Source organism: Bacillus sp. UNC125MFCrub1.1 (assembly GCF_000701305.1).
Classification (GTDB): domain Bacteria; phylum Bacillota; class Bacilli; order Bacillales; family Bacillaceae; genus Bacillus; species Bacillus altitudinis.
Window position 1 is genome coordinate 65437 of sequence record NZ_KL370769.1, and the last position, 24839, is coordinate 90275.

Consider the following 24839-nt stretch of genomic DNA (forward strand, 5'->3'; position numbering starts at 1 on the left):
CATTTTGCAAATCAAAGATCAATTAAAACAGCTAAAACCGTATCAACCTGGGAAACCAATTGAAGAGGTCAAAAAAGAATATCAATTAGACAAAATTGTGAAATTGGCTTCAAATGAAAACCCTTTTGGATGTTCCACACATGCAAGAGAGGCTATACAAGCTGAACTTGAACATTTAGCGATTTATCCAGACGGATACAGCGCAAGTTTAAGAACGGAACTGGCTGAGTTTCTTCAAGTAAATGAAAAACAATTAATATTCGGGAATGGCTCAGATGAACTTGTGCAAATTATTGCTAGGGCATTCCTTGATCAACATACAAATACGGTGATCCCATCTCCGTCATTCCCGCAATACCGTCACAATGCAGTAATTGAGCATGCAGAGATTAGAGAAGTACCACTTCTAAATGGTGGAGCTCATGATCTAAAGGGAATGCTGGATGCGATGGATGACAACACAAAAGTCGTTTGGGTGTGTAACCCGAACAATCCGACAGGAAATCATTTGTCAGAATCTGAGCTAGTATCGTTCTTAGATCAAGTGCCTGCTCATGTGCTTGTCGTTCTAGATGAAGCATATTTTGAATATGTCCGCGCAGAAGACTTTCCGAACAGTTTATCTCTATTAAAAGCCTATCAAAATGTCATTGTATTGCGCACATTCTCTAAAGCATATGGACTTGCGGCACTTCGAGTAGGTTATGGGGTTGCTTCAGAGGAATTGATTACCGCCATTGAACCTGCGAGAGAGCCATTTAATACAAGTCGTATCGCTCAGGCAGCTGCACGTGCAGCCATTAAAGATCAAGACTTCATTCAATCGTGCAGACAAAAAAATGAAGCAGGTCTTAAACAATATCAAGAATTTGCAGACCGTTTTGGATTATTTATCTATCCATCTCAAACAAACTTTGTGCTGATTGATTTTAAAAGAGATGCAGATGAGCTGTTCAATGCACTTTTGAAAAAGGGCTATATCGTTCGATCTGGTCAAGCTCTCGGATTCCCAACTTCTTTACGTATTACTGTTGGAACAAAGGAGCAAAATGAAGAAATCCTAACTACACTTGCCGATTTATTACAAGGCATTCGTGCGTAGCATAACAATGAAGTCATATCCTGTTTATGGGATATGGCTTTCGTTGTAACTCATCCAATATACATATAAGCTAGAAACAGCTTGTTTAATTTTCGCGAAAAATCAGGTGATGAACATGAATGAAGCAAACGAAACCATATTAATCGCTGGGCTCGGTTTAATTGGTGGTTCTATTGCACTGTCGATTAAAAAAGAATTTCCACATAAAAAAATTGTAGGCTATGATGTCTCTAAAGAACAAATGATTGCTGCAACAAAACTAGGGATCATCGACGCGACTGCCGAGTCCTTTATGGAAGGCTTAAATGAAGCAGCAACGATTATTTTGGCAACGCCAGTACAACAAACCGTCAAAATGTTAAGTGATATTGCAGCATCTGGAATTGAAAGAGAGCTCACGATTACGGATGTAGGGAGCACAAAGCAAAAGGTCGTTCACTTTGCTGAAAAAACGTTGCCTGATCATTACCAATTTATTGGCGGGCATCCGATGGCAGGGTCTCATAAATCAGGTGTCATTGCAGCGAAAGACTTTTTATTTGAAAATGCATTCTACATTTTAACGCCAGCAAAGGTAACAAGTCGTCAGGCTGTTGACCGTTTGAAGGATCTGCTGAAGGGAACCAATGCTCATTTCATTGAAATGACACCCGAAGAACATGATGCTGTGACAAGTGTGATTAGTCACTTTCCACATATCGTCGCTGCCAGTCTTGTGCATCAAGCGCATCATTTTGAAGAAGAATTTCCTCTTGTAAAACGGTTTGCTGCTGGAGGCTTTCGAGATATTACCCGTATTGCATCAAGTAATCCTGCAATGTGGCGCGATATCCTCTTGCACAATAAAAACAAGATTTTAGACCGGTTCTATGAATGGAAAAAAGAGATTGACCGCATTGAATCCTTTGTGCAACAAGAAGATGCTGAGGGGTTATTCTCTTATTTCCAAGAGGCCAAGGAATATCGCGACGGCCTGCCTCTGAGGAAAAAAGGAGCTATCCCTGCTTTTTATGATCTTTATGTCGATGTGCCGGATCATCCTGGTGTTATTTCGGAAATTACAGGATATCTAGCAAATGAAAACATCAGTATTACAAATATCCGTATTATTGAAACGCGAGAAGACATTAACGGGATTTTACGCATTAGTTTTCAAACAGATGACGATCGAAAGCGGGCAGAACTCTGTATAAAAAATAGAGCAAATTACGATACATTTTATGCTGATTGAGGTGAGGAAGATGAAAATTCATAAAAGTGCTCCTATGAATGGAGAAATTCATATTCCAGGAGATAAATCCATTTCTCATAGATCTGTGATGTTTGGCGCTATTGCTGACGGTACTACAGTAGTAAAAAACTTTCTTCCTGGCGCTGATTGTTTAAGCACGATTGATTGTTTTAGAAAGATGGGTGTAGACATCGAGCAAAAAGGTACAGATGTTGTCATTCATGGTAAGGGACTAAAAGGACTTAAAGAGCCGAGCGATATTCTCGATGTTGGTAACTCTGGCACGACCATTCGTTTAATGATGGGAATCTTGGCTGGCTGTGAGTTCCACAGTACGCTGATCGGAGACGAAAGTATTGCCAAAAGACCGATGAAACGGGTAACAGGTCCGCTAAGACAATTAGGAGCCAAGATAGATGGCAGAGCAAGTGGCGAGTATACACCGCTTTCTATACGTGGGGGCAATTTAAAAGCTATCTCTTATGAGTCTCCGGTTGCAAGTGCGCAAATTAAATCGGCTGTCCTTTTAGCTGGACTGCAGGCAGAAGGAACAACGACGTTAACTGAACCGCATAAATCAAGAGACCATACCGAAAGAATGTTATCAATGTTTGGTGTCTCGCTACATGAAGATGCACAAAGTGTTTCAATTGAAGGTGGACAAACGTTAAAAGCAACAGATGTATTTGTCCCTGGAGATATTTCTTCAGCTGCATTTTTCTTAGTGGCTGGATCTATCGTTCCAAACAGCCGGATTGTATTGAGAAATGTCGGTTTGAACAAAACGAGAACTGGTATTATAGATGTGCTAAAACAAATGGGTGCAGACCTCGACATTCAAGAAGTGGATGCTAAAGGCGGAGAACCGTACGGTGATTTAACGATCTCTACCTCTTCATTAAAAGGGATCGACATTTCAGGTGATATGATCTCTAGACTGATCGACGAAATTCCTATTATTGCGCTCCTAGCTACTCAAGCAGAAGGAACAACGATCATTAAAGATGCCGCTGAATTAAAAGTGAAAGAAACCAATCGTATTGATACAGTCGTTTCAGAACTTAAAAAACTAGGTGCTCATATTGAAGCAACAGATGATGGAATGAAGATTCATGGTAAAACGAGCCTTAAAGGCGGCGCAGTCGTCTCAAGCTACGGAGATCATCGAATTGGTATGATGTTAGGAATTGCGGCATGTATAACAGAGCAAGCAATCGAGATTGAAGATACAGATGCAGTACGTGTATCTTACCCAAATTTCTTTGAACACATTGAATACTTAACGCAAACAGTCTGAGGATTTCCTCAGGCTTTTTCTTTCCTTTTGCATATTTGAAAGAACTATAGCATAGCTTGTCTCAAGGTGAAACCTTGAAAAAGAGCATTTTGCTGATTCAAAAACAATTTTTTAGTGTATTCGGTTTACAAATCGTCAGTTTAGTAAAGTATTGATTGAAAAAGAGTCTTCAAAACACAAAAATGGCTTCATGTTAAAAGAGCAACATATTTGCTGGATATGCAGCTGTCGATTATGATATGAAGTAACAACAGTTTAGGTTTTTGGAAACAGAAAGGAACGGTTTGATTTGAATAGTTCATTACAAGAAGCCATAAAATTAGTTGAGGCGGGTGAGACTGAAAAGGGACTCCAAACACTTGCTCAAGCAGAGAAGCATCTTCATGATGAAGAAAAAGCGCAGGCAGCTCAGTTATATTATGACTGGGGAGATATTGATAAAGCGCGGAATCTCATTAGTGATTTACATGATTTATATCCAGAAGAAACAGGATTAACCTGTTTTTATGCAGAGTTGTTAATAGACTCTGATGAAGAAGAGAAGGCAATAGCAGTTCTTGAAACGATTCCTGAAGATGACGATGCGTTTCCAGAGAGTTTATTGTTAATGGCAGATTTGTATCAAATGCAAGGACTATTTGAAGTCAGTGAACAAAAGCTTTTAAAAGCGAAAGAGTTACTACCTCATGAAGCCGTCATTGATTTTGCTTTAGGGGAATTGTATTTTTCTCAAGGTCTTTCAAAGAAAGCAGCCGACTATTTCTACAAAGTGGCCGATCAACAAAATGAAATTGGCGGTGTCAATGTATATCAGCGGCTCGCTGAATCATTAAGCACAGCTGGAGAATTTGAAGATGCCCTTGAATGGTATGAAAAGGCTGTAAAGGATCAAGTGGATCCAAATACACTTTTTGGCTACGGATTTACAGCGATGAGGGCTGGCAGAACGAAAACGGCTATTCAGCAGCTCTCTGAACTAAAAGATATTGATCCTTCGTATTCGTCACTTTATATGCCTTTAGCCAAAAGCTATGAGGAAGAAGGACTATATCATGAAGCTTTAGAGATAGTAAAAGAAGGAATTAAAGTGGATGAGTATAACAAAGAGTTATATTTATATGGGGCAAAGATTGATTTGAAAAATGGCCATTCGGAAGATGCGAAAAAATTGCTTCAAGAAGCACTTGCTCTTGATCCAGGATATATTGAAGCGGTTCAAACGCTGCTTGCGATCTATTTAAATGAAGAGCTGTTTGATGAAATTCTGGATGTGATTAAAGAGGTTAAAAGCTTTGGGGAAGAAGATCCAAAATGGAATTGGTATGCTGCTTCTGCTTCTGTCGGACGAGAAGAATATGATGAAGCCGCTGAGTATTTCAAACTTGCTCTGCCTGATTTTGATGAGGAACGTGACTTTTTATATGAATATGCTTCGTTCCTTTTAGAAGAAGGCAGACAAAAAGAAGCCTTGCCGTTATTACGAAAAGTTCTTCAGAAAGATGGCACGAATGAAGAAATTGAAGAAACGATTTTAAGAATTGAAGACGAAATTTCCTTATAGTTTGCAGGAATGAAGAACTGGTTTGTTGAATAATTCATGTATAGCAATTTAATTTACGATAGAGGAGGGAATAACATGCAGACCCCTGTTTCTGTCAATGAAAAGAAGGAATTTATCCGGTGGTTCTTAAACCATTATCAGTTAAAGCGAAGAGAGTGTGTTTGGATATTAAATTATTTAATGAGTCACGACTCTTTGATGGAAAAGGTTCATTTTGTAGAGCAAGCAGAATTTTGCCCAAGGGGAATTATTATGTCAACACACTGTGTGGATGAAGTTCCCTTTAGATTTTATAAAGAAAATATCATGACGACAGATGCAGAAAAATCATTTCATGATATTCGTTTGAATAAACAGCAAGATTTGTTTATTCAATTGAATTTCCGATCTGCATATCGTTCGCCGGAATATGCCGCTGTACTTGAAACAAATCCTCATATTCCTAAAGATCTATATGAAAATGAAAAAGATAAAGATCTTGCTGAGAAAGTGCTAGAGCATTCTATCGCTACTTTCCAAAAAGAACGGCTGATGAAAGAAATCGATGAAGCGCTTGACCGTCATGATCAAGAAACATTTAATAAGTTAGCAAAAGAATTAAGCCTATTATCATAAACCAAGCCAATAAGCCTTGCCCTATACAGGCAGGGCTTATGTGATGAAAGAGGGGAACTAGATGAAGTTTCAGGCGGAGGACGCGGATCTCTTTTTACAATCTAAAGATTACATTGATACCGCTATCATTCCATTAGTTGGGATAGATGCAAGCCATATCAAACAAACCGTGTCTTTAGGTGAGTTTACAATGCTTGTGGCAGAGGATCTTGAAAGGCAACTGAAAGGCAGAGTGTTTCTTTTTCCTCCACATACATATTTAGAAGTAAATCATCGTAAGCAAGAAGACATACTTGCAGTAAAACAATCATTGCAAGAACATTTTCAGCATGTTGTGTTTATCACATCTGATAACAAATGGAAAGAACAGCTAGAAGTGAGCGAATCGGCATTTATATTGCAGTCTGTTCCGCTTGAGCATTTAAAGGTCAATTTAAAGCAAAAAGTCATTCAAGACAGTGTAGAACAAATTTTGAACTTTTTGTTACAAAAATGGAACCCGTCATAAAAACCCTTACATTTGCATTGTACATAGCTTTTTAGGCTGTTGACCTTGTGAATAGATTGATATATTATGAGGGTGTCCTAGTTTTATGAAATTTTTTCTAATTCAGTTATAAAGTAGCTGACGACCTGAGGGGGGGAGAAAAAAATGAGCGAGAAGAGACATGGAGTGTCCAGGCGTCAATTTTTGAATTACACGTTGACCGGCGTGGGGGGATTTATGGCCGCTGGAATGCTCATGCCTATGGTTCGCTTTGCGCTTGACCCTGTGCTAAAAGGAACAGAGGATCAGGATATGGTTCAAGTTGTCAGTGTAGATGAACTGACAAGAGAACCGAAGCGCTTTGACTTTAAAATTGATCAAGTAGATGCATGGTATGAGTCAAAGGAATCTAGGTCTGCATGGGTGTACAAAGAAGGGGATGAAATTGTCGCTTTATCGCCAATCTGTAAACATTTGGGATGTACAGTGAACTGGAACAGTGATCCGAAAAATCCAAACAAATTTTTCTGCCCATGCCATTATGGGCTGTACGACAAGGATGGTACAAACGTACCCGGAACTCCACCGCTTGCACCGCTTGATCATTATAAGCAGCAAGTGAAGGACGGATACCTCTATCTTGGAAAAGCTGTGCCGAAAGGGGAAGGGTAACGATGCTTAACAAGATTTACGATTGGGTAGATGAGCGGCTGGACATCACACCGATATGGAGAGACATTGCGGATCATGAAGTGCCTGAGCACGTCAATCCAGCACATCATTTCTCTGCTTTTGTGTATTGTTTTGGCGGTTTAACGTTTTTTGTGACGGTCATTCAAGTCCTTTCGGGCATGTTTTTAACGATGTATTATGTACCGGATATTAAAAATGCATGGGAATCTGTCTATTATTTGCAAAATGAAGTGGCATTTGGACAGATTGTAAGAGGGATGCACCACTGGGGTGCGAGTCTAGTCATTGTTATGATGTTTTTACATACGCTGAGGGTCTTTTTCCAAGGGGCGTATAAAAAGCCTAGAGAGCTAAACTGGATTGTCGGTGTGCTCATTTTCTTTGTGATGCTTGGACTTGGTTTTACAGGATATCTTTTACCGTGGGATATGAAGGCGCTATTTGCGACGAAGGTTGGTCTTCAAATTGCAGAGGCGACACCTTTCATTGGGAAAGAGATTAAAACGTTGCTTGCAGGTCATCCTGACATTGTAGGTGCACAAACGCTGACGAGATTTTTCGCTATCCATGTCTTTTTCTTGCCAGCGGCATTATTTGGGCTGATGGCTGCCCACTTTATTATGATTCGTAAGCAAGGAATTTCTGGACCGCTGTAAAATTTTGCGTTTGATGAATGTTCAATGAGGAGGGGATGACTTTGCATAGGGGAAAAGGGATGAAGTTTGTCGGAGATTCCAGAATACCGGCAGAAAGAAAACCTAACATACCTAAAGACTATTCCGAATATCCGGGAAAAACCGAAGCCTTTTGGCCGAACTTTCTTTTAAAGGAATGGCTTGTAGGTGCTGTTTTTTTAATTGGATTTCTTGTCCTAACTGTTGTTCATGCACCTCCGCTTGAGCGGATGGCTGATCCGACAGATACGGGCTATATTCCGCTGCCAGACTGGTATTTCCTATTTTTGTACCAGTTGTTAAAATATGAGTTTGCTGCAGGGAGCTATACGGTAGTTGGCGCAATGATTATGCCTGGAATTGCGTTTGGTGCTCTTTTACTCGCACCATTTCTTGATTCTGGTCCTGAACGCAGGCCATATCGAAGACCAATTGCAGTTGGGATGATGATTCTTGCAGTTGGTGCAGCAACCTATTTAACATGGGAATCTGTTGCTACTCATGACTGGGAAGCAGCTGCGAAGCAAGGTGAAATCAAGAAAGAAGCAGAGATTGATACCTCAGCTGAAGAGTATAAAATCTATCAAGAGCAGACATGTATCTCCTGTCACGGAGATAATATGCAAGGCGGGGCAGCTGGACCGTCACTTGTTGACAATGGTTTAGCACCAGAGGAAATTGCGAAAATCGCTGTAGAAGGTAAAGGCAACATGCCTAAGGGCATTTTTAAAGGCAGCGATGAAGAACTTGAAAAGCTCTCGAAATATTTATCTGAGGTCAAATCTAAATAATTCAGTTGTTTAAATGCAAGTACAAGGATATACTCAAAAGGAGAAAAAAGCTGGCGCTGTCAGCTTTTTTCTGATTTTAACAGATCGTGAGTGAAGAGAAATATGAGATGGATTCAATATTTGCTAGCCACACGCTACATGCTTGTGCTGGTGCTCATTGTCAACTTTCTTGGTACTGTGTACGGCTACTACTGGTATATCCCGCAGCTCGTTGAGACGCCGGCTATCTTTTTACCTTTTGTTCCAGACAGTCCGACGGCAAGCTTTTTCTTTTTATTTGTATTACTAGCCTTTCTAATGAAACGCCATGCTCCTTATTTTGAAGCACTGGCCCTTGTCACCTTGATCAAATATGGATTATGGGCTGTAGGGATGAATCTTTTCGTGCTCGTTTCTGTTGATGATTTTCCTTGGGAAGGATATATGCTAATTGGTTCGCACTTTGCGATGGCGGTACAGGCTGTGTTATTTGCGCCGTATTATCGTTTTCAAATGCGTCATTTGGTTGTAGCAGGCATATGGATTTTACATAATGATGTGATTGATTATGTATTTGGAATGATGCCGCGTTATTCTATGCTTTCTGCCTATTCAAATGAGATCGGCTACGTGACGTTTTGGTTAAGTATTGCCGTTCTTCTTGTTTCGTATTATCTTGTCATCTCGAAAAAATCGGTCAAGCTTGAACTCCCTTAACAATGTTGGTCTAACCTTGTCCTTTTCTTCATACGCTGTATGGAGAAAGGCTAGGAGGGACTTGCATGAAACGAAAGTCAATCGCGATGATTCTATTATTATTTCTTGTCTTGCATCCAGCTGCTGCAAAAGGTGAGGAAACAACAGCTGCTAAAGCGCTGCAAGAATTAACGGAACTATCAGATTCAATCTTTCAATTAACGAGACAAGCTAAATATGATGAGGCATTACAAGTCGCATTGTATGCTGAAAAGACATTTAAAGCTGAGAATTGGCGCGGAACTTTGACGAATACGCAGGTTCGGCAAATTACACTTGGCTATCAAGATATCATTAAAGGACTCCCGCAGGAAGACTTAAATGAGCGCGAAAAACTTCGGTATGCCTCTCAGTTTAGAATGCTTCTCGATGCGATACAATCAAATTCAGAACCTCTTTGGGGATCTCTCGAGAAGCCGATTATGGGGTCTTTTCCGACATTAAAGAAAGAAGTAAAAGATCCAGAATCGACGACGTTTTATGAAACTTGGAATGAGCTGGTTTCATTGTATGATATGATTTATCCGAGTTTAACCATTGATATCTCGCCTGAAAAGCTGCAAACGATTAAGCAGCACATGGAAGTAATTGAACAAGGTGAATTTTTAAAAGCATCGAGTGGGACAAAGCTTGAGCGTCTCACGAAACTCGAAGAGGATTTATCAAGTGTGTTTGCGAACGTTGATCAAGATGAAGCGGATCCATCGCTTTTATGGGTCATTTTAACAACAGGAAGTATGATTTTACTCACTTTAACGTATGTTGGGTTTAGGAAATACCGTGCTGAAAAAGAAAAAAAGCAAAAGAGACAAGCCGATTATCCAAAGTCATAAAAAAAGAAGCACCGTTATCGGGCTTCTTTTTTAATGGGGATTGAGCGGCTTTTTATGTTCATCTAATGTGAAGCCTTCACCAAGTACGTCATGCACGTCACTCACTGATACAAAGGCATGAGGATCGACGGAAGTTACGACGCTCTTGAGGTGGACAAGCTCATTTTTTGGAACGACGCAGTAAAGGACGTTGCGTTCCTGTTTCGTATAGGAGCCGACACCCTTTAAAATGGTCACTCCACGCTCCATTTCCTCTGTGATTTTCTTTTGAATGATGTCATCCTTTTCAGAAATAATCATCGCTCCTTTGGCAGCGTAAGCGCCTTCTTGCATGAAGTCGATGACTTTTGCAGCAACAAATACGGCAACAAGTGTATACATGGCTTCTTTGTAATTTAAATAGGTGAGAGAGATGGTAATGACGCACGCGTCGAAGATAAACATCGTTCTTCCCATTGCGACTTGATAATGTTTGTTGATCAATCTTGCAATAATGTCAACGCCGCCTGTTGTCCCGCCGAATTTAAAGATGATTCCGAGGCCTGTTCCGATAAACACACCTGCAAAAAGTGCGGCTAAGGCTAAATCGTGCTGAAGAGGCATATGTATTTGAAAGCGCTGGAAGATGGCTAGAAAGACAGAAAGACTGACGGTTCCGACAATTGTATATGTAAACATGGTTCTGCCAAGCATTTTCCAGCCGATAAAAAAGATCGGAATGTTTAACACAAGGTTTGAAATAGATGGGTCAATGTGAAATAGAAAATATAAAAGCAGTGTGATACCTGTAAATCCGCCTTCCGCCAAGTTGTTCTGCATATTAAAATGAACAAGGCCGAAAGAAAAAATCGCAGATCCTATTAAAATAAATACGATATTTTTAAGACGAATTTCTTTTAGCAAAAGATCACTCCTTTTTTTGCTTAGACAGCGATAATATTATATGGTATGGAAGAGAAACAAGCAAACTGAGTTTTAAACATTTGTCAAATATTTATGATTTCGCTAACATGTAAGAGATGGATAGGAGGATGAGCTTCATGACGAATGAAAAAACGCTGCGTCACGTGCAGCAAGAAGTAGATGATTACATAGGACAATTTAAAGAAGGCTATTTCAGCCCGCTTGCCATGATGGCCCGTCTGACAGAAGAATTAGGTGAGCTGGCAAGAGAGGTCAACCATTACTATGGAGAAAAGCCGAAAAAAACAACCGAAACGGAAAAAAGCATGGAAGAAGAAATTGGTGATGTGCTGTTTGTGTTAACATGCCTTGCCAATTCACTCAATATATCACTTGAAGAAGCCCATGATCGTGTGATGCTTAAATTCAATACAAGAGACAAAGACCGCTGGACGAAAAAAGAAGGGAAGTAGAGAAGATGACGAACCAAACCATCAAAGTCGTAATTGCTGGAGCAAGAGGGAGAATGGGGATAGAGGCTGTCAAGCTGGCAGAAGAAACAAGCCATTTTGAACTAGTAGCAGCACTTGATCACACACATGAGGGGAAAAAGCTATCTGATGTGCTTCATACAACATCTGATGCGCCCATTTATACGGATATTGACGTGTGTCTTTCAGAAACAGCACCGGATGTGTTAATTGATTTGACGACCCCAGAAATCGGGAAAGTACATACAAAAAAAGCCCTTGAACATGGCGTACGTCCAGTCGTAGGCACAACAGGTTTTTCAGAAGACGACCTAAAAGAACTTCAGCAATTAACAGAAGAAAAAGGGATAGGCTGTATTATTGCGCCTAACTTTGCTGTTGGTGCTGTTTTAATGATGAAGTTTGCCAAAATGGCAGCAAATTATTTTCCTGATGTTGAAATCATTGAGCTTCATCATGATAAAAAATTGGACGCTCCGAGCGGTACAGGACTAAAAACAGCTGAAATGATTGCTGAAGTAAGAGAAAGCAAAAAGCAGGGGCACCCTGAAGAAAAAGAACTAATCGAAGGTGCACGAGGAGCAGATTATGATGGCATCCGCCTTCACAGCGTAAGGCTTCCAGGCATGATTGCACATCAAGAAGTGCTGTTTGGAATGGACGGGCAGACGCTCACGATCCGTCATGATTCTTATAACCGTGCATCCTTTATGTCAGGTGTGAAGCTTTCTGTTGAACAGGTGATGCATATTGATCAACTCGTTTATGGCTTAGAAAATATTATCGACTAATAAGGAGTGGACCCCTGATGAACATTGCTTTAATCGCTCACGATAAGAAAAAAAGTGACATGATTCAATTCGCCATTGCGTATCGAGATCTTTTGGCAGATCATACACTTTATGCAACAGGAACCACAGGTTTAAGAGTGAAAGAAGCGACTGGGCTTCCCGTTCATCGTTTCCAATCAGGACCACTTGGAGGGGATCAGCAGATTGGTGCCATGATTGCTGATAATGCAATGGATCTTGTGCTCTTTTTTAGAGACCCTCTCACTGCACAGCCGCATGAACCGGATGTATCTGCACTCATCCGGCTTTGCGATGTGTATGCCATCCCATTAGCAACCAATATGGGGACTGCCGAAATTTTAGTCAGGAATTTAAATAAAGGTACGTTTGATTTTCGAGATGTAGCAAAAAACGGAGGAACGCATGAAACCACTTGATATCCTTGCATTCGGTGCCCATAGTGATGATGTAGAGATCGGTATGGGTGGAACGATTGCAAAATACGTAAAAAAAGGGGCACGTGTTGGGATTTGTGACTTGACTCAGGCTGAATTATCTTCAAATGGAACGATTGACAGCCGAAAAGAAGAGGCCAGAGCAGCCGCTGCCATTTTAGGCGTCACGACTCGAATCCAGCTCACGCTGCCAGATAGAGGACTTTATCTGAATGACGAAGCGATAAAAGAAATTGCAGGTGTCATCCGAACATATAAACCAAAACTTATTTTTGCCCCGCACCACCAAGATCGACATCCTGATCATGGTCATGCGGGTTCACTTGTAGAAGAGGCCGCTTTTTCTGCAGGTATACATAAATTTGAAGATTCATACAAGCAGCCAGCGCATAAAATAAGCCAGATGTATTATTACATGATTAATGGCCACCATCGTCCAGATTTTGTGATCGATATCTCAGACGAGATGAACCAAAAAATTGATAGCTTACATGCGTATAAAAGCCAATTTGTCAAAACAGAGAGTTCAGTGGAGACACCGCTTGTAAATGGTTATATCGATTTTGTCAAAATGAGAGAGTCGATGTATGGAAGGGAAGTCAATAAACCTTTTGCAGAAGGGTTTCTGACAAAGAAGCCACTTTTGATGGACGATGACTTACTTGGGGGGTAATTATGAAAAAATTGAAGATCGGAATCACTTGTTATCCAAGTGTTGGCGGATCGGGCATTATTGCCACAGAGCTTGGAAAACGTTTAGCTGAAAAAGGGCACGATGTTCATTTCATTACCTCAAGTATTCCGTTTAGACTCAATAAAGTGTATCCGAATATTTATTTTCATGAGGTGGATGTCAATCAATATGCTGTGTTTCAATATCCGCCTTATGACCTTGCACTGGCAAGTAAACTCGCAGAAGTGGCAAAACGAGAGAAGCTTGATATTATTCATGCGCATTATGCGGTCCCTCACGCCGTCTGTGCGTTCTTAGCTAAGCAAATGACTGGACAGTCTGTCAAAGTCGTCACCACCCTTCACGGGACGGATATTACGGTTTTAGGCTATGACCCATCTTTAAAGGAAGTCATCCGGTTTGCGATCGAATCATCTGACCGCGTAACGGCTGTATCACATTCATTAGCTGCGCAGACATACGATCTGATTAAACCGAATAAAAAAATTGATACGATCCATAATTTCGTCGATGAGCGCGTATATTTGCGTGAAGATCACGAAGTGCTGAAGACGCATTATGGTCTTCTGCAGGATGAGAAGGTCGTCATTCATGTATCAAATTTCCGTAAAGTGAAGCGGGTGCATGACGTGATCCATGTGTTTAAACAGATTTCTGAACAGGTGAATGCAAAACTGCTACTGATTGGGGACGGACCTGAAAAATCGGTTGTTTGCGAGCTTGTGAAAAAGCTTGGATTAACGGACCGCGTGTTATTTTTAGGAAAGCAAGAGAAAGTGGAGGAGCTCTATTCGATTAGTGATTTGAAGCTGCTGCTTTCTGAGAAAGAGAGTTTTGGTCTTGTACTACTTGAAGCAATGGCATGCGGAGTACCTTGTATAGGAACAGACGTTGGAGGAATTCCAGAGGTGATTGCACATGGAGAGACAGGATTCCTTGTTCCGCTTGGTGATGTAGATGGAGCAGCAAAACATGCCATCACTATTCTGAAAGACAATGCGCTCCATCAGCAAATATCGATGGCAGCCAAGTCTAGTGTGGAAGCCAATTTCTCTTCTGACAAAATTGTGAGAGAGTATGAAGAGCTTTACTTAGAATTGATCGAAGGTGATGTTGAAGATGAATGAACCATTCACACATGCGATCCCTATTTTACATACACTGCACGAACATGGGTATCAAGCTTATTTTGTCGGCGGTGCGGTGAGAGATGTCCTTTTAGGCAGGGAAGTTGGGGATATCGATATTGCGACAGATGCCACACCTGATGTGGTGGAGTCTTTATTTGATAAAACAGTAGATGTCGGCAAAGAGCATGGCACTGTTATTGTGTTACTTGACGGGGTCAGCTATGAGGTCACTACGTTTCGGACTGAATCAGAATATGAAGACTTTCGCCGGCCTAAAGAAGTGGCGTTTATTTCATCACTAAAAGAAGATCTTTTAAGAAGAGATTTAACGATCAATGCAGTAGCCATGGATATTCATGGTGACATCATTGACCATGTAGGCGGCAAGCGGGATATTAAGCGGAGACGAATTCAAACGGTTGGAGATCCTGCGTGCCGCTTTCAAGAAGACGCGCTTCGGATGATGAGAGCGGTGCGGTTTTTAAGCCAGCTCGGGTTTGAGCTTTCTAAAGAGACGGAAGAAGCAATGAAAAAAGATAAACATCTGCTTGCCAACATCTCTGTTGAACGCAAAAAAATCGAAATGGAAAAACTTTTAAAAGGCCGCTACTGTGAGCAAGCCATCAAGGTGCTCATCTCCACCAAATTGTATGAAGAATTGCCCGGCCTCAAAAAGGATCAGCTGAATGAAACGTTCCAAGCTTTCCCGTATTATTTATTGGATGGGTTAGATGAGGTGTGGGGAGCCTTTATCCATTTACTTGGTCTAGATGAGGCGGAGGCGGTGTCCTTTTTAAAAGAATGGAAGTTATCAACGAAACTTTTAAAAGAAGCCGTTGCTATTAGCAAATATGTTGATTGTGACTGGGATGCGGAAAAAATGTTTGAAGCTGGTGAACATGTCCTGCTTTCTAGTATGAAAATCACGCAGCTCAAACATGAGCGTCGCATTTTCTTTGATGAGCTGGAGGCGGCGAAACGTTCATATGATGCGCTGCCGATTAAACAGCTTCAAGACCTTGCAGTGTCAGGAAAAGATTTGATGGCCTTTCGGCAAAAGCCAGCTGGTAAATGGATTGCAGAAGAGCTTGCTTTTGTGAAAAAAGCCGTTTTGCAAAACCAGCTTGAAAACCGAAAAGAAGCCATAGAGGAGTGGCTCATAGCGTGCGATCAGCGATTAGAAAACGATTAATTGAACTATTTACAGCATCTGAGCAAGATTTTGTCTCAAGCCAGCAAATATGTGATGAGCTTGGCTGCTCCCGAACGGCAGTATGGAAGCATATAGAGGATTTGCGAAAAGAGGGATATGAGGTCGAAGCGGTCAGAAGAAAAGGATACCGGCTGCTTCGTAAACCGGACAAAATTAGTGAAGACGAAATTCTGTTTGGTTTGGAAACAGAGCTGTTTGGCAGGCATATTTATTTTCAAGAAGAAGTCGCCTCAACTCAGCTCATTGCCCATGACCTCGTCAATAAAGGAGCCCCGCACGGCTCGCTTGTTGTCAGTGATCATCAGACAAACGGAAAAGGACGCCTTCAAAGAACGTGGCACTCACCAAATGGGACAGGCATATGGATGAGTTTGATTCTCCGGCCAGAAATACCGCTGCACAAAGCGCCGCAAATGACGCTTTTAGCATCTGTCGCGATCGCTGAAGCCATAGCGCAGCAAACGGGTCTCAGTCCATCAATCAAATGGCCAAACGATATTTTGCTAAACGGAAAAAAGGTCGTTGGTATTTTGACTGAATTAAAAGCAGAAGCTGACCAAGTTCACGCAGTCATTATTGGTCCAGGCATTAACGTGAATCAGACGGCTAATGATTTTCCTGAAGAATTAAAGGATGTTGCGACGAGTTTGCAAATGGAACTGGGTGAAAAGGTAGACAGAGCGGCATTGATTCAAACCATCATGTCCACCTTTGAAAAAAGGTATGATGAATATATGACTTATGGTTTTGCTCCGATCAAACAATTATGGGAATCGTATGCGATGACCATTGGAAAACGTATCATCGCACGCACCGTCAATGGACAATATGCTGGAACGGCGCTTGGGATTAACGATGAAGGCGTTCTCTTACTCGAAACGGAGGGCGGAATCCAAAACATCTACTCCGCTGACATTGAGATCAAGTCAACTTAAGTGGAACACCCGGCACATTTTTGATATACTTCGTGTGGGCAGTATCTGAAAAAGAACTGTACCTGTTAGGAAGAAAAATTCGATAAATTTCTGCCTTGATCCTAAGGGACTTGGACAGAGGGATGATTCGTCTGCACATGAGAGATAAAAGCGTGTGAGATCAGACAAGCCATCTCCTCTCCAGAATGAGGAGGAACAAATGAAGACAAAGTTAGATTTTTTCAAAATGAAAGAACAAAACGAACCTATTGTGATGCTGACAGCATACGACTATCCAGCTGCAAAGCAAGCGGAAAAAGCGGAAGTCGACATGATCTTAGTTGGTGACTCACTTGGGATGGTTGTCCTTGGACTTGATTCCACAGTGCAAGTGACGATGGATGATATGATTCATCACACAAAAGCAGTCAAAAGAGGCGCAAAAGACACATTTGTTGTGACGGATATGCCATTTATGTCTTATCATTATTCATTAGAAGAAACGATGAAAAATGCAGCACGCATTATGCAAGAAAGCGGTGCTGATGCCTTAAAGCTTGAAGGTGGAGACGGAGTATTTGAATCCATTCAAGCACTTACAAGAGGCGGTATTCCTGTTGTAAGCCATTTAGGGCTCACCCCTCAATCAGTCGGTGTCCTTGGCGGCTATAAAGTGCAAGGAAAAGACAAAGAGAGTGCACAGAAATTGATTGAAGATAGTCTGAAATGTGAGGAAGCAGGTGCCATCGCCCTTGTGTTAGAGTGTGTACCTGGTGAACTGACAAAACGGATTACTGACATGCTAAAGATTCCTGTGATCGGAATTGGGGCAGGGGCTGAAGCAGATGGACAAGTTCTCGTTTACCATGATGTGGTAGGGTACGGCGTGTCTAGAACACCTAAATTTGTGAAACAATACGCGCAAATCGATGCTGTATTAGAAGAAGCGCTCATACAATATACAAAAGAAGTAAAAGCACGCACATTCCCAGAGGATGCTCATACCTTTCATATGAAAGAAGAAGTCCTTGATGGTTTATATGGGGGGATCAAGGAATGAAGGTTGTTTCCCATATTCATGAATTAAAAGAAATGATCAAGCAGCATCAAAAGAAGCAGCATTCCATTGGATTTGTCCCTACAATGGGTTTCCTTCATGAAGGACATCTTACGCTTGCAAAAGAAGCAAGAGATCAAAATGACATTGTGGTGATGAGCATCTTTGTCAATCCATTGCAATTTGGACCGAATGAAGACTTTGAATCCTATCCAAGAGATATGAAAAGAGACCAGCGTCTTGCTGAAGAAGCTGGAGTAGATATATTATTTACACCTGATGTGAAGGAAATGTACAAAGATGAGCCATCGATTACGATGACTGTTCAAAAGCGTACAGACGTCTTATGCGGGAAGAAACGCCCAGGACACTTCGACGGCGTTGTCACGGTGCTCACAAAGCTGTTTCACCTTGTCGCACCAACCAATGTATACTTTGGTCTAAAGGATGCACAGCAAGTCGCTGTTATCGATGCGATGATCAAGGATTTCTTTTTTGATCTTCACCTTGTGTCTGTTCCTACTGTTCGAGAAGAAGACGGTTTAGCGAAAAGTTCAAGAAACGTGTATTTGTCTGAAACAGAAAGGCAAGAAGCACCTGCTTTATACCGGGCATTAAAAAAAGGACAGACAGCTGTAGAAAAGGGTGAACATGATGTAAATCGTATTTATCAATTAGTGGAAGAGGAGATTCTTCAAACAAGTGGAGAAATCGATTATATTGACATTTACTCCTATCCAGAGCTTGAACCCCTTCAGCACTTAACGGGGCAAGTGATCATTGCCATTGCTGTGAAGTTCTCCCGGGCAAGACTGATTGATAATGTGATTTTCCATGTTCCTGAAAGCGGTGAAAAACATGTATAGAACTTTTATGACCTCGAAACTTCATAAAGCGACAGTGACTGAAGCAAACTTACACTATGTAGGCAGTATTACGATCGACGAAGATTTGCTTGATGCGGCAGGCATGATGGCAAATGAGAAAGTGCAAATTGTCAATAATCACAATGGTGCTAGACTTGAAACATATATCATCCCTGGAGAAAGAAAGAGCGGTGTCATTTGTTTAAATGGTGCGGCAGCAAGATTGGTTCAGCCAGGAGATGAAGTCATTATTATCGCTTATGGAATGTTGTCAGAGGAAGAAGCGAAATCGCACACACCTAAAGTGGTCGTGTTAAATAAACAAAATCAAATTGAACAAATGATTGGGCAAGAGCCTGCGAGAACGATTTTATAACGCACGCTCACATGGAAACAGAACAGTTTCATCATAAGGAAGCTGTTCTGTTTCAGCTATATTGCCCAGAGTGTGTTTCACTATGAGTGGAACGAGGAATTGAGGTGTCCATTTTATGACCGATCAAAGGTTTGTTGTCGTTGATATTGAAACCACCGGGAATTCACCAAAAAAAGGTGATAAAATCATTCAAATTGCTGCGGTGGTCATTGAAAATGGACAAATTGTCGAACGGTATTCAAAATATGTGAACCCAGGGAAAACGATTCCTGGATTTATTGAACAGCTGACAGGTATTAAACAGCACATGGTTGATGACGCGGTGTTTTTTGAGGACATTGCCCAAGAGGTGTATGATCTCATACAGGGCGCTTATTTTGTTGCGCACAATGTTCATTTTGATTTGAACTTTTTAAACGATGAACTAAAAGCATGCGGGAAAAATGAGCTGGATGTGCTAGCGATTGATACGGTTGAAATTTCTAGAATTCTTTATCCTGAGCTTGAAGGTTATAAGTTAACTGAATTAAGCGAAGAGCTCATGCTTCCACATGACCACCCGCACAGGGCGGATAGTGATGCGGAAGTTACTGCCATGTTATTTTTAACCTTATTACATCAATTAAGGAATACACCGCCAAATGTGTTAAAACAGCTTCGCAGGTTATCCTCTTATCTTCTAAGTGATATAGGACTTTTAATTAAGCAGCTTGAAACCAATCACACGAGTCAGGATGATTCGCTTGTAGAAGTAGGATCTTTTGCTGTGAAAGATGTGACCAATCCGATCACTGAATCGACATATGCAGTAGGCGCTGACGACGAGCAGCTGTTTGAGGAGATAAAAGAGAAACTCCCTCAAACATTAGAAGGCTATGAAGTAAGAGAAGGCCAGCTCACGATGATGAACAAAGTAAGAGATGCGTTCCATGAAAGAGCTTATGCGTTAATTGAAGCGGCGCCAGGAATCGGGAAAACACTCGCTTATCTTATACCAGCTGCTTTAGAAGCAAAGAAATCAGGAAAACCTGTCATTATCAGTACATATTCTATTTTACTGCAGCAGCAAATGCTTCAGCGCGATGTTCCGCTACTCAAGCAGTTGCTCCCATTTGAGCCAGCCGCCTGTGTGTTTAAAGGGCGAGCACATTATATTTGTTTAGATAAGTTTGAGCATGTGCTGCATGAGGAAGATGATAACTATGATGTTGTCTTAACAAAAGCGCAAATTTTAATGTGGCTTCTGGTCACTGAAACAGGTGATTTGTCTGAACTGAATTTACCGTCAGGAGCTGTAAATATAAAAGACCGTATCTCCTGTGTACACATGCCATTTACATCGAAAAAACGCCGTTTTAAAGAACATTGTTTTTATGAACGGGCTAAACGAAAGGCTCAAACCGCTGACTTAATTTTGACGAATCACCGTCTGCTTTTATCCCAAACGGAAGGAGCCTCTATCTTTCAGCATGCAGACGTCTATGTGATTGATGAGGCCCACCAATTTGAAAAAACAGCCAATGAAACGCTAGGTGACAGTGCGTCTTATATCCAGCTTCATGCGAAATTAACGCAACTTGGCTCTTTGCATGGCGGGCTGCTTAAGAAATTGAAAAAGAGATTTCATGAGGCAGGTTTATCAACTGACACCTTTATTGAAATGGACGAGTATCTTCAGCAGCTTCAGATGGAAAGTGACGCATTTTTTAGTACCGTACATTCTTTTGTCAAAAGGACAAAACCAAAAGCGGACATCAATCGTCTCATTCATAGAGTCCGTCATCATTCAAACCATGCTCAGTGGGTCCGAATTAAAGAATCAGCGAGTAAGCTTTGTTCATTATTGATTGCTTGTGAGAAACTGTATGAGCAGCAAAAAAATGAGCTGCTTCACAAAAGTGATCAGTTCATAGATCAGTTTGCATTTGAAGCAGAAGAATACGATCAAGTGATGTCGTTTATGCAGACATTCTGCAGTACGCTGTACCGGTTTATCTTTGAACCAAACAATGATGAAACCGTTTGGATTGAGATTGATGCAAAGGGTGCCAAGAATGCTGTCTTTATGCACGCGCAGCCGCTAGATACAGGGGAGTTGCTAGCTGATCGGTTCTTCATGAACAAAAAAAGCGTTGTCCTCACATCAGGGACGCTTACCATCAATCAACGCTTTGATTATTGCTTGGAACGTTTTGGCCTGCAAGATTTTTACCCACACCTTGTCCAAATTGATTCACCTTTTGAACTTGAAAAACAGCTTAAGGTCGTTGTACCTGCTGACATGCCGCCGATCACAAACCGTGATGAACGCGAATATGTGAAGCAAGCTGCAACATATATTAAGATCATGGAAAAGCAGGATCAAGCGAAAATATTGGTGTTATTTAATTCACATGAGATGTTAAAAGCAGTGTATGAAGAGCTGAAATCAGAAGGTATGCAATCGGCATTGTTTGCTCAAGGTTTGACAGGCGGGAGCCCTGTAAAATTGACAAAAATGTTCAAATTGGCTAAGCAGGCCATCTTGCTAGGAACAGGGAGTTTCTGGGAAGGTGTGGATTTTCCTGGCTCAGAGCTAACGACCGTCATTATGGCAAGGCTTCCTTTCCGACCACCCGATTCACCGCTCATTGAAGCAAAATGTGAAGCTGCAAAAAAACAGGGGAAGAATCCCTTTAAAGCCGTCGCTCTCCCGGAAGCTGTGTTAACTTTTAAGCAAGGAGCAGGACGCTTGCTGCGCTCGGAAAAAGACATCGGAACATTGCTGATTTTAGACCGCCGAGTGAAAACCGCTTCGTATGGAAAACTATTTTTAGAATCACTTCATCATGCGCCAGTTCACGAGATGTCCAAAGAGTCGCTTGAGGCGTATATAGAAAAGCTTAACAACGAAAAGCCGCTGTCATAAGCGGCCTTTCACTGGTGTGGGTTTGGAGTTAATTTATCGTAACGGCTTTTTATGTTCCGTTGTAAAAATAGTATCGGTTCTCACATTGAAAAGTATGACTAACAATATTTACGTACCGAGGAGGAATTAGAAGTGGAAAGTAAAATAGAGGTACTTTCAACTGTTCAAATTAAGCATTCAGAAGACCTATACAAAATCGTCGATTTGCTGAACAGAACGCTTAAAAGGGAAGATCTTATGTTTGGATTAGCATTAGATCAAGAAGATCAAAATCAAGCGATATTTACCATATATCGCACATAGGGGAAGCTTGACATGAAAAAAATAGTTTGGATTATTTCATCCGTTGCTGCGCTCGTTTTACTCATTGGCATCATTAGCTTTTCGTGGATTTATCAAATTGCCATGGGACAAAAAGAAGAAGGTCATGAGGCAGCGATTGAACGAGCAAAAAAGCAAGCATCAATAGAACAAGTAGAGCAAGTGGATACCTTTGTTGGGAAAGAAAAGCAATTTATTGTGGAAGGTAAAAACAAACAAAACGAAGCGATCTATGTGTGGGTACCTGCCAGCAAAAAAGAAAAAGTCATTGCTAAAAAAGCAAAAGAAGGCATTACTTCAAACCAAGCAGTACAAGCCGTTCAAAAGGAGAACACCATTTCTAAGCTAAAAAATGTTCAATTAGCACGAGAAGGTGACGTCCTCCTTTGGGAAGTAACGTACTTAAATGAGAACAACCAATATAGTTTCAGCTATGTTGATTTTACGACAGGACGAGTGGAAAAAAATTTAACACCGTAGTTTCTTCTGTCTTGCGTTGACCATGCTGATTTAGAACGGTTATAATAAAATGTATGAAAAAAGAATCACACCTATTTAACAAGGTGAGTTTCTTTCTGGCTTTGGAGGGAAATATGTTGAAAACAACTATTAATCAAGTGTTCAAACACGTCGATGAAGAAGTAACAATCGGCGCATGGATTGCCAATAAACGTTCAAGCGGGAAAATTGCATTCTTGCAGCTTCGCGACGGGACAGGCTTTATTCAAGGAGTCGTTGTAAAAGCAGAGGTGGAAGAGGAAGTCTTTAAGCTTGCGAAATCAGTGACACAAGAGACATCGGTCTATGTCACAGGACAAGTAACAAAAGACGAACGTTCACCACTTGGTTTTGAATTACAAGTGAAATCCATTGAAGTGATTCACGAAGCAACAGATTACCCAATTACACCAAAAGAACATGGAACAGAATTCTTAATGGATCACCGTCATTTATGGCTGCGTTCTAAAAAACAGCATGCCATTATGAAAATCCGTAATGAAATTATTCGTGCTACATATGAGTTTTTCCATCAAGAAGGCTTCGTGAAAGTGGATCCGCCAATCTTAACAGGAAGTGCTCCTGAAGGAACAACAGAGCTGTTTGCTACTAAATATTTTGATGAAGATGCGTACCTTTCTCAAAGTGGACAGCTTTACATGGAAGCTGCTGCGATGGCACTCGGAAAAGTATTCTCATTCGGTCCAACATTTAGAGCAGAAAAATCGAAAACAAAACGTCATTTAATCGAGTTCTGGATGATCGAGCCTGAGATGGCATTTGTTGAATTTAATGAAAACCTTGAGTACCAAGAAAATTATGTGTCTCACGTTGTTCAAAGTGTACTTGAAAATTGTAAAGTAGAACTGCACACACTTGGCCGTGATACAGCAAAATTAGAAAACATCAAAGCACCATTCCCGCGCATCACATATGATGAAGCGATTAAATTCTTGCAGGATAAAGGATTTGATGACATTGAATGGGGAGATGACTTCGGTGCGCCGCATGAAACAGCGATCGCCGAAAGCTATGATAAACCAGTCTTTATCACTCATTACCCAACCTCATTAAAACCATTTTATATGCAGCCTGCACCAGACCGTGATGATGTCGTCCTTTGTGCAGATTTAATTGCGCCAGAAGGCTATGGAGAGATTATCGGTGGTTCTGAACGTGTTCATGATTTAGATCTGCTTGAAGCAAGACTAAAAGAACATGGGTTAGATCAAGAAACGTACAAATGGTACACAGAATTAAGACAGTATGGTTCTGTACCACATTCAGGTTTTGGTCTTGGACTTGAACGAACAGTTGCTTGGATTAGCGGAGCGCCGCATGTGCGTGAAACAATTCCATTCCCAAGATTATTAAACCGTTTATATCCTTAAGACGTGAAAGCCTCCAACATATGGAGGCTTTTTCAAACGTCTTAAGGACAGCACGTATGAGAAAACGTGATATACTGAAAGTGAAGAGGTGTATCCGATGAAAAGGCAGCAATTTATAGATATGCAGAAAATGGGTTCGACCAGTTTGCCTAATTTGCTGATTGCCCATTATGAGCAATTAGGACTGAATGAATCACAAATGATGGTCATGTTAAAGATTAAAATGAATGAAGAACAAGGCGTCTTTTTTCAGACATTTGAAGAGCTTTCACATGGTATGACCATTTCGGCCGAAGAATGTGCTTATATGGTGCAGTATTTGATTCAAAAAGGGTTTATTTCGATCCAGCCGTTTGAAGACAGGTCTGGTATTCAGCATGACCGGTACTCGGTAGAACCCTTATGGGGTGTGCTGTATGACTTTTTAGAAGCAAAACAGGCGAAAGACCTGCAAAAGAATCATGTGCAGGCTGAAAAATCTTTATATGCGCTATTTGAAGATGAGTTTGGCAGACCACTTTCTCCTCTTGAAGGGGAAACACTCTCGATCTGGATGGACCAAGACCATCATGATGCTGAGATGATTCGTCTTGCTCTAAGAGAAGCCGTTTTATCAGGAAAATTAAATTTCCGCTATATCGATCGAATTTTATTTGAGTGGAAAAAGAAAGGGCTGAAAACAGCGGAAGAAGCGAAAGAGCATAGCCAGCATTTCCGTTCACAGCAAAAAGCCCCACCTTCAAAAGAAGAAACATCTTCATATAAACGACAAGTTCCTTTTTATAATTGGCTGGAACAATAACCAATAAAGG

General features: G+C 41.1%; 27 protein-coding genes. 26 read left to right on the forward strand and 1 reads right to left on the reverse strand.

Annotation, left to right across the window (positions count from 1 at the left end):
* Nucleotides 1-4 precede the first annotated feature (4 nt).
* The 11 genes from hisC to ypjB all read left to right on the forward strand — a co-directional run bounded on the left by hisC (nucleotide 5) and on the right by ypjB (nucleotide 10019).
* Nucleotides 5-1102, forward strand: a complete 1098-nt coding sequence (gene hisC, locus N521_RS13175) for a histidinol-phosphate transaminase (protein ID WP_017359751.1) — start codon at nucleotides 5-7, stop codon at nucleotides 1100-1102.
* A gap of 115 nt (nucleotides 1103-1217) precedes the next feature.
* Nucleotides 1218-2333 (forward strand): prephenate dehydrogenase, encoded by a 1116-nt coding sequence (locus N521_RS13180; RefSeq protein WP_035391662.1) that lies wholly within the window; start codon nucleotides 1218-1220, stop codon nucleotides 2331-2333.
* 10 nt (nucleotides 2334-2343) lie between these two features.
* Nucleotides 2344-3630 carry a 3-phosphoshikimate 1-carboxyvinyltransferase gene (gene aroA, locus N521_RS13185; RefSeq protein WP_017359749.1) on the forward strand — a complete coding sequence of 429 codons (1287 nt, stop codon included), beginning with the start codon at nucleotides 2344-2346 and terminating at the stop codon, nucleotides 3628-3630.
* Nucleotides 3631-3919: 289 nt separating this feature from the next.
* The gene (locus N521_RS13190; protein WP_035391664.1) at nucleotides 3920-5191 is read left to right on the forward strand and encodes a tetratricopeptide repeat protein; all 1272 of its coding nucleotides are present in this window, start codon (nucleotides 3920-3922) and stop codon (nucleotides 5189-5191) included.
* A gap of 75 nt (nucleotides 5192-5266) precedes the next feature.
* Nucleotides 5267-5806: a ReoY family proteolytic degradation factor gene (locus N521_RS13195; protein ID WP_008344562.1), complete on the forward strand. Its 540-nt coding sequence runs from the start codon at nucleotides 5267-5269 to the stop codon at nucleotides 5804-5806.
* 61 nt (nucleotides 5807-5867) lie between these two features.
* Complete coding sequence (locus tag N521_RS13200; protein WP_007500913.1) at nucleotides 5868-6314, forward strand: YpiF family protein; 447 nt, start codon at nucleotides 5868-5870, stop codon at nucleotides 6312-6314.
* A 144-nt stretch (nucleotides 6315-6458) separates the two neighbouring features.
* Entirely contained in the window at nucleotides 6459-6965 is a 507-nt protein-coding gene (locus tag N521_RS13205) for a Rieske (2Fe-2S) protein (RefSeq protein WP_035391667.1), read from the forward strand.
* Nucleotides 6966-6967: 2 nt separating this feature from the next.
* On the forward strand, nucleotides 6968-7642 hold the full coding sequence (gene qcrB, locus N521_RS13210; RefSeq protein ID WP_003215804.1) for a menaquinol-cytochrome c reductase cytochrome b subunit: 675 nt from the start codon (nucleotides 6968-6970) through the stop codon (nucleotides 7640-7642).
* A 41-nt stretch (nucleotides 7643-7683) separates the two neighbouring features.
* Nucleotides 7684-8451: a menaquinol-cytochrome c reductase cytochrome b/c subunit gene (locus tag N521_RS13215; protein ID WP_008344567.1), complete on the forward strand. Its 768-nt coding sequence runs from the start codon at nucleotides 7684-7686 to the stop codon at nucleotides 8449-8451.
* A gap of 102 nt (nucleotides 8452-8553) precedes the next feature.
* On the forward strand, nucleotides 8554-9147 hold the full coding sequence (locus tag N521_RS13220) for a lipoprotein heptaprenylglyceryl N-acetyltransferase LhaT (protein WP_017359746.1): 594 nt from the start codon (nucleotides 8554-8556) through the stop codon (nucleotides 9145-9147).
* 65 nt (nucleotides 9148-9212) lie between these two features.
* Entirely contained in the window at nucleotides 9213-10019 is an 807-nt protein-coding gene (gene ypjB / locus N521_RS13225; RefSeq protein WP_008344572.1) for a sporulation protein YpjB, read from the forward strand.
* A 30-nt stretch (nucleotides 10020-10049) separates the two neighbouring features.
* Here the strand turns inward: ypjB and N521_RS13230 are convergent, their stop codons facing one another.
* Nucleotides 10050-10922 (reverse strand): YitT family protein, encoded by an 873-nt coding sequence (locus N521_RS13230; protein ID WP_003215598.1) that lies wholly within the window; start codon nucleotides 10920-10922, stop codon nucleotides 10050-10052.
* Nucleotides 10923-11059: 137 nt separating this feature from the next.
* On the opposite strand from N521_RS13230, the gene N521_RS13235 reads away from it, so the two are divergent.
* The 15 genes from N521_RS13235 to N521_RS13300 all read left to right on the forward strand — a co-directional run bounded on the left by N521_RS13235 (nucleotide 11060) and on the right by N521_RS13300 (nucleotide 24829).
* Nucleotides 11060-11395, forward strand: a complete 336-nt coding sequence (locus tag N521_RS13235) for a nucleotide pyrophosphohydrolase (RefSeq protein WP_035391670.1) — start codon at nucleotides 11060-11062, stop codon at nucleotides 11393-11395.
* A 5-nt stretch (nucleotides 11396-11400) separates the two neighbouring features.
* A complete protein-coding gene (gene dapB, locus N521_RS13240; protein ID WP_017359745.1) occupies nucleotides 11401-12204 on the forward strand; it encodes a 4-hydroxy-tetrahydrodipicolinate reductase in 804 nt (267 codons plus the stop codon).
* A 17-nt stretch (nucleotides 12205-12221) separates the two neighbouring features.
* Nucleotides 12222-12641, forward strand: a complete 420-nt coding sequence (gene mgsA, locus N521_RS13245) for a methylglyoxal synthase (RefSeq protein ID WP_008344580.1) — start codon at nucleotides 12222-12224, stop codon at nucleotides 12639-12641.
* The gene (gene bshB1 / locus N521_RS13250) at nucleotides 12628-13332 is read left to right on the forward strand and encodes a bacillithiol biosynthesis deacetylase BshB1 (protein WP_017367496.1); all 705 of its coding nucleotides are present in this window, start codon (nucleotides 12628-12630) and stop codon (nucleotides 13330-13332) included. Before mgsA ends, bshB1 begins: the two co-directional genes overlap by 14 nt.
* A gap of 2 nt (nucleotides 13333-13334) precedes the next feature.
* A complete protein-coding gene (gene bshA / locus N521_RS13255; protein WP_008344584.1) occupies nucleotides 13335-14480 on the forward strand; it encodes an N-acetyl-alpha-D-glucosaminyl L-malate synthase BshA in 1146 nt (381 codons plus the stop codon).
* Nucleotides 14473-15675: a CCA tRNA nucleotidyltransferase gene (locus N521_RS13260; protein ID WP_035391671.1), complete on the forward strand. Its 1203-nt coding sequence runs from the start codon at nucleotides 14473-14475 to the stop codon at nucleotides 15673-15675. Before bshA ends, N521_RS13260 begins: the two co-directional genes overlap by 8 nt.
* Nucleotides 15648-16631, forward strand: coding sequence for a bifunctional biotin--[acetyl-CoA-carboxylase] synthetase/biotin operon repressor (locus N521_RS13265; RefSeq protein ID WP_017367494.1), 984 nt, complete (start codon nucleotides 15648-15650; stop codon nucleotides 16629-16631). Before N521_RS13260 ends, N521_RS13265 begins: the two co-directional genes overlap by 28 nt.
* 199 nt (nucleotides 16632-16830) lie before the next feature.
* Nucleotides 16831-17670, forward strand: coding sequence for a 3-methyl-2-oxobutanoate hydroxymethyltransferase (panB, locus tag N521_RS13270; protein ID WP_008344587.1), 840 nt, complete (start codon nucleotides 16831-16833; stop codon nucleotides 17668-17670).
* Nucleotides 17667-18533 (forward strand): pantoate--beta-alanine ligase, encoded by an 867-nt coding sequence (panC, locus tag N521_RS13275; protein ID WP_017359739.1) that lies wholly within the window; start codon nucleotides 17667-17669, stop codon nucleotides 18531-18533. Before panB ends, panC begins: the two co-directional genes overlap by 4 nt.
* Nucleotides 18526-18909 carry an aspartate 1-decarboxylase gene (panD, locus tag N521_RS13280; protein WP_017359738.1) on the forward strand — a complete coding sequence of 128 codons (384 nt, stop codon included), beginning with the start codon at nucleotides 18526-18528 and terminating at the stop codon, nucleotides 18907-18909. The genes panC and panD overlap by 8 nt, the downstream gene beginning before the upstream one ends.
* Before the next feature lie 115 nt (nucleotides 18910-19024).
* On the forward strand, nucleotides 19025-21817 hold the full coding sequence (dinG, locus tag N521_RS13285) for an ATP-dependent DNA helicase DinG (protein WP_035391673.1): 2793 nt from the start codon (nucleotides 19025-19027) through the stop codon (nucleotides 21815-21817).
* A 132-nt stretch (nucleotides 21818-21949) separates the two neighbouring features.
* Nucleotides 21950-22120, forward strand: coding sequence for a YpmA family protein (locus N521_RS19335; RefSeq protein ID WP_008344594.1), 171 nt, complete (start codon nucleotides 21950-21952; stop codon nucleotides 22118-22120).
* A 12-nt stretch (nucleotides 22121-22132) separates the two neighbouring features.
* On the forward strand, nucleotides 22133-22618 hold the full coding sequence (gene tseB, locus N521_RS13290) for a cell wall elongation/penicillin-binding protein regulator TseB (RefSeq protein ID WP_035391675.1): 486 nt from the start codon (nucleotides 22133-22135) through the stop codon (nucleotides 22616-22618).
* 116 nt (nucleotides 22619-22734) lie between these two features.
* Nucleotides 22735-24027: an asparagine--tRNA ligase gene (asnS, locus tag N521_RS13295; protein WP_024718525.1), complete on the forward strand. Its 1293-nt coding sequence runs from the start codon at nucleotides 22735-22737 to the stop codon at nucleotides 24025-24027.
* A 97-nt stretch (nucleotides 24028-24124) separates the two neighbouring features.
* A complete protein-coding gene (locus tag N521_RS13300) occupies nucleotides 24125-24829 on the forward strand; it encodes a DnaD domain-containing protein (protein WP_007500879.1) in 705 nt (234 codons plus the stop codon).
* Nucleotides 24830-24839 lie beyond the last annotated feature (10 nt).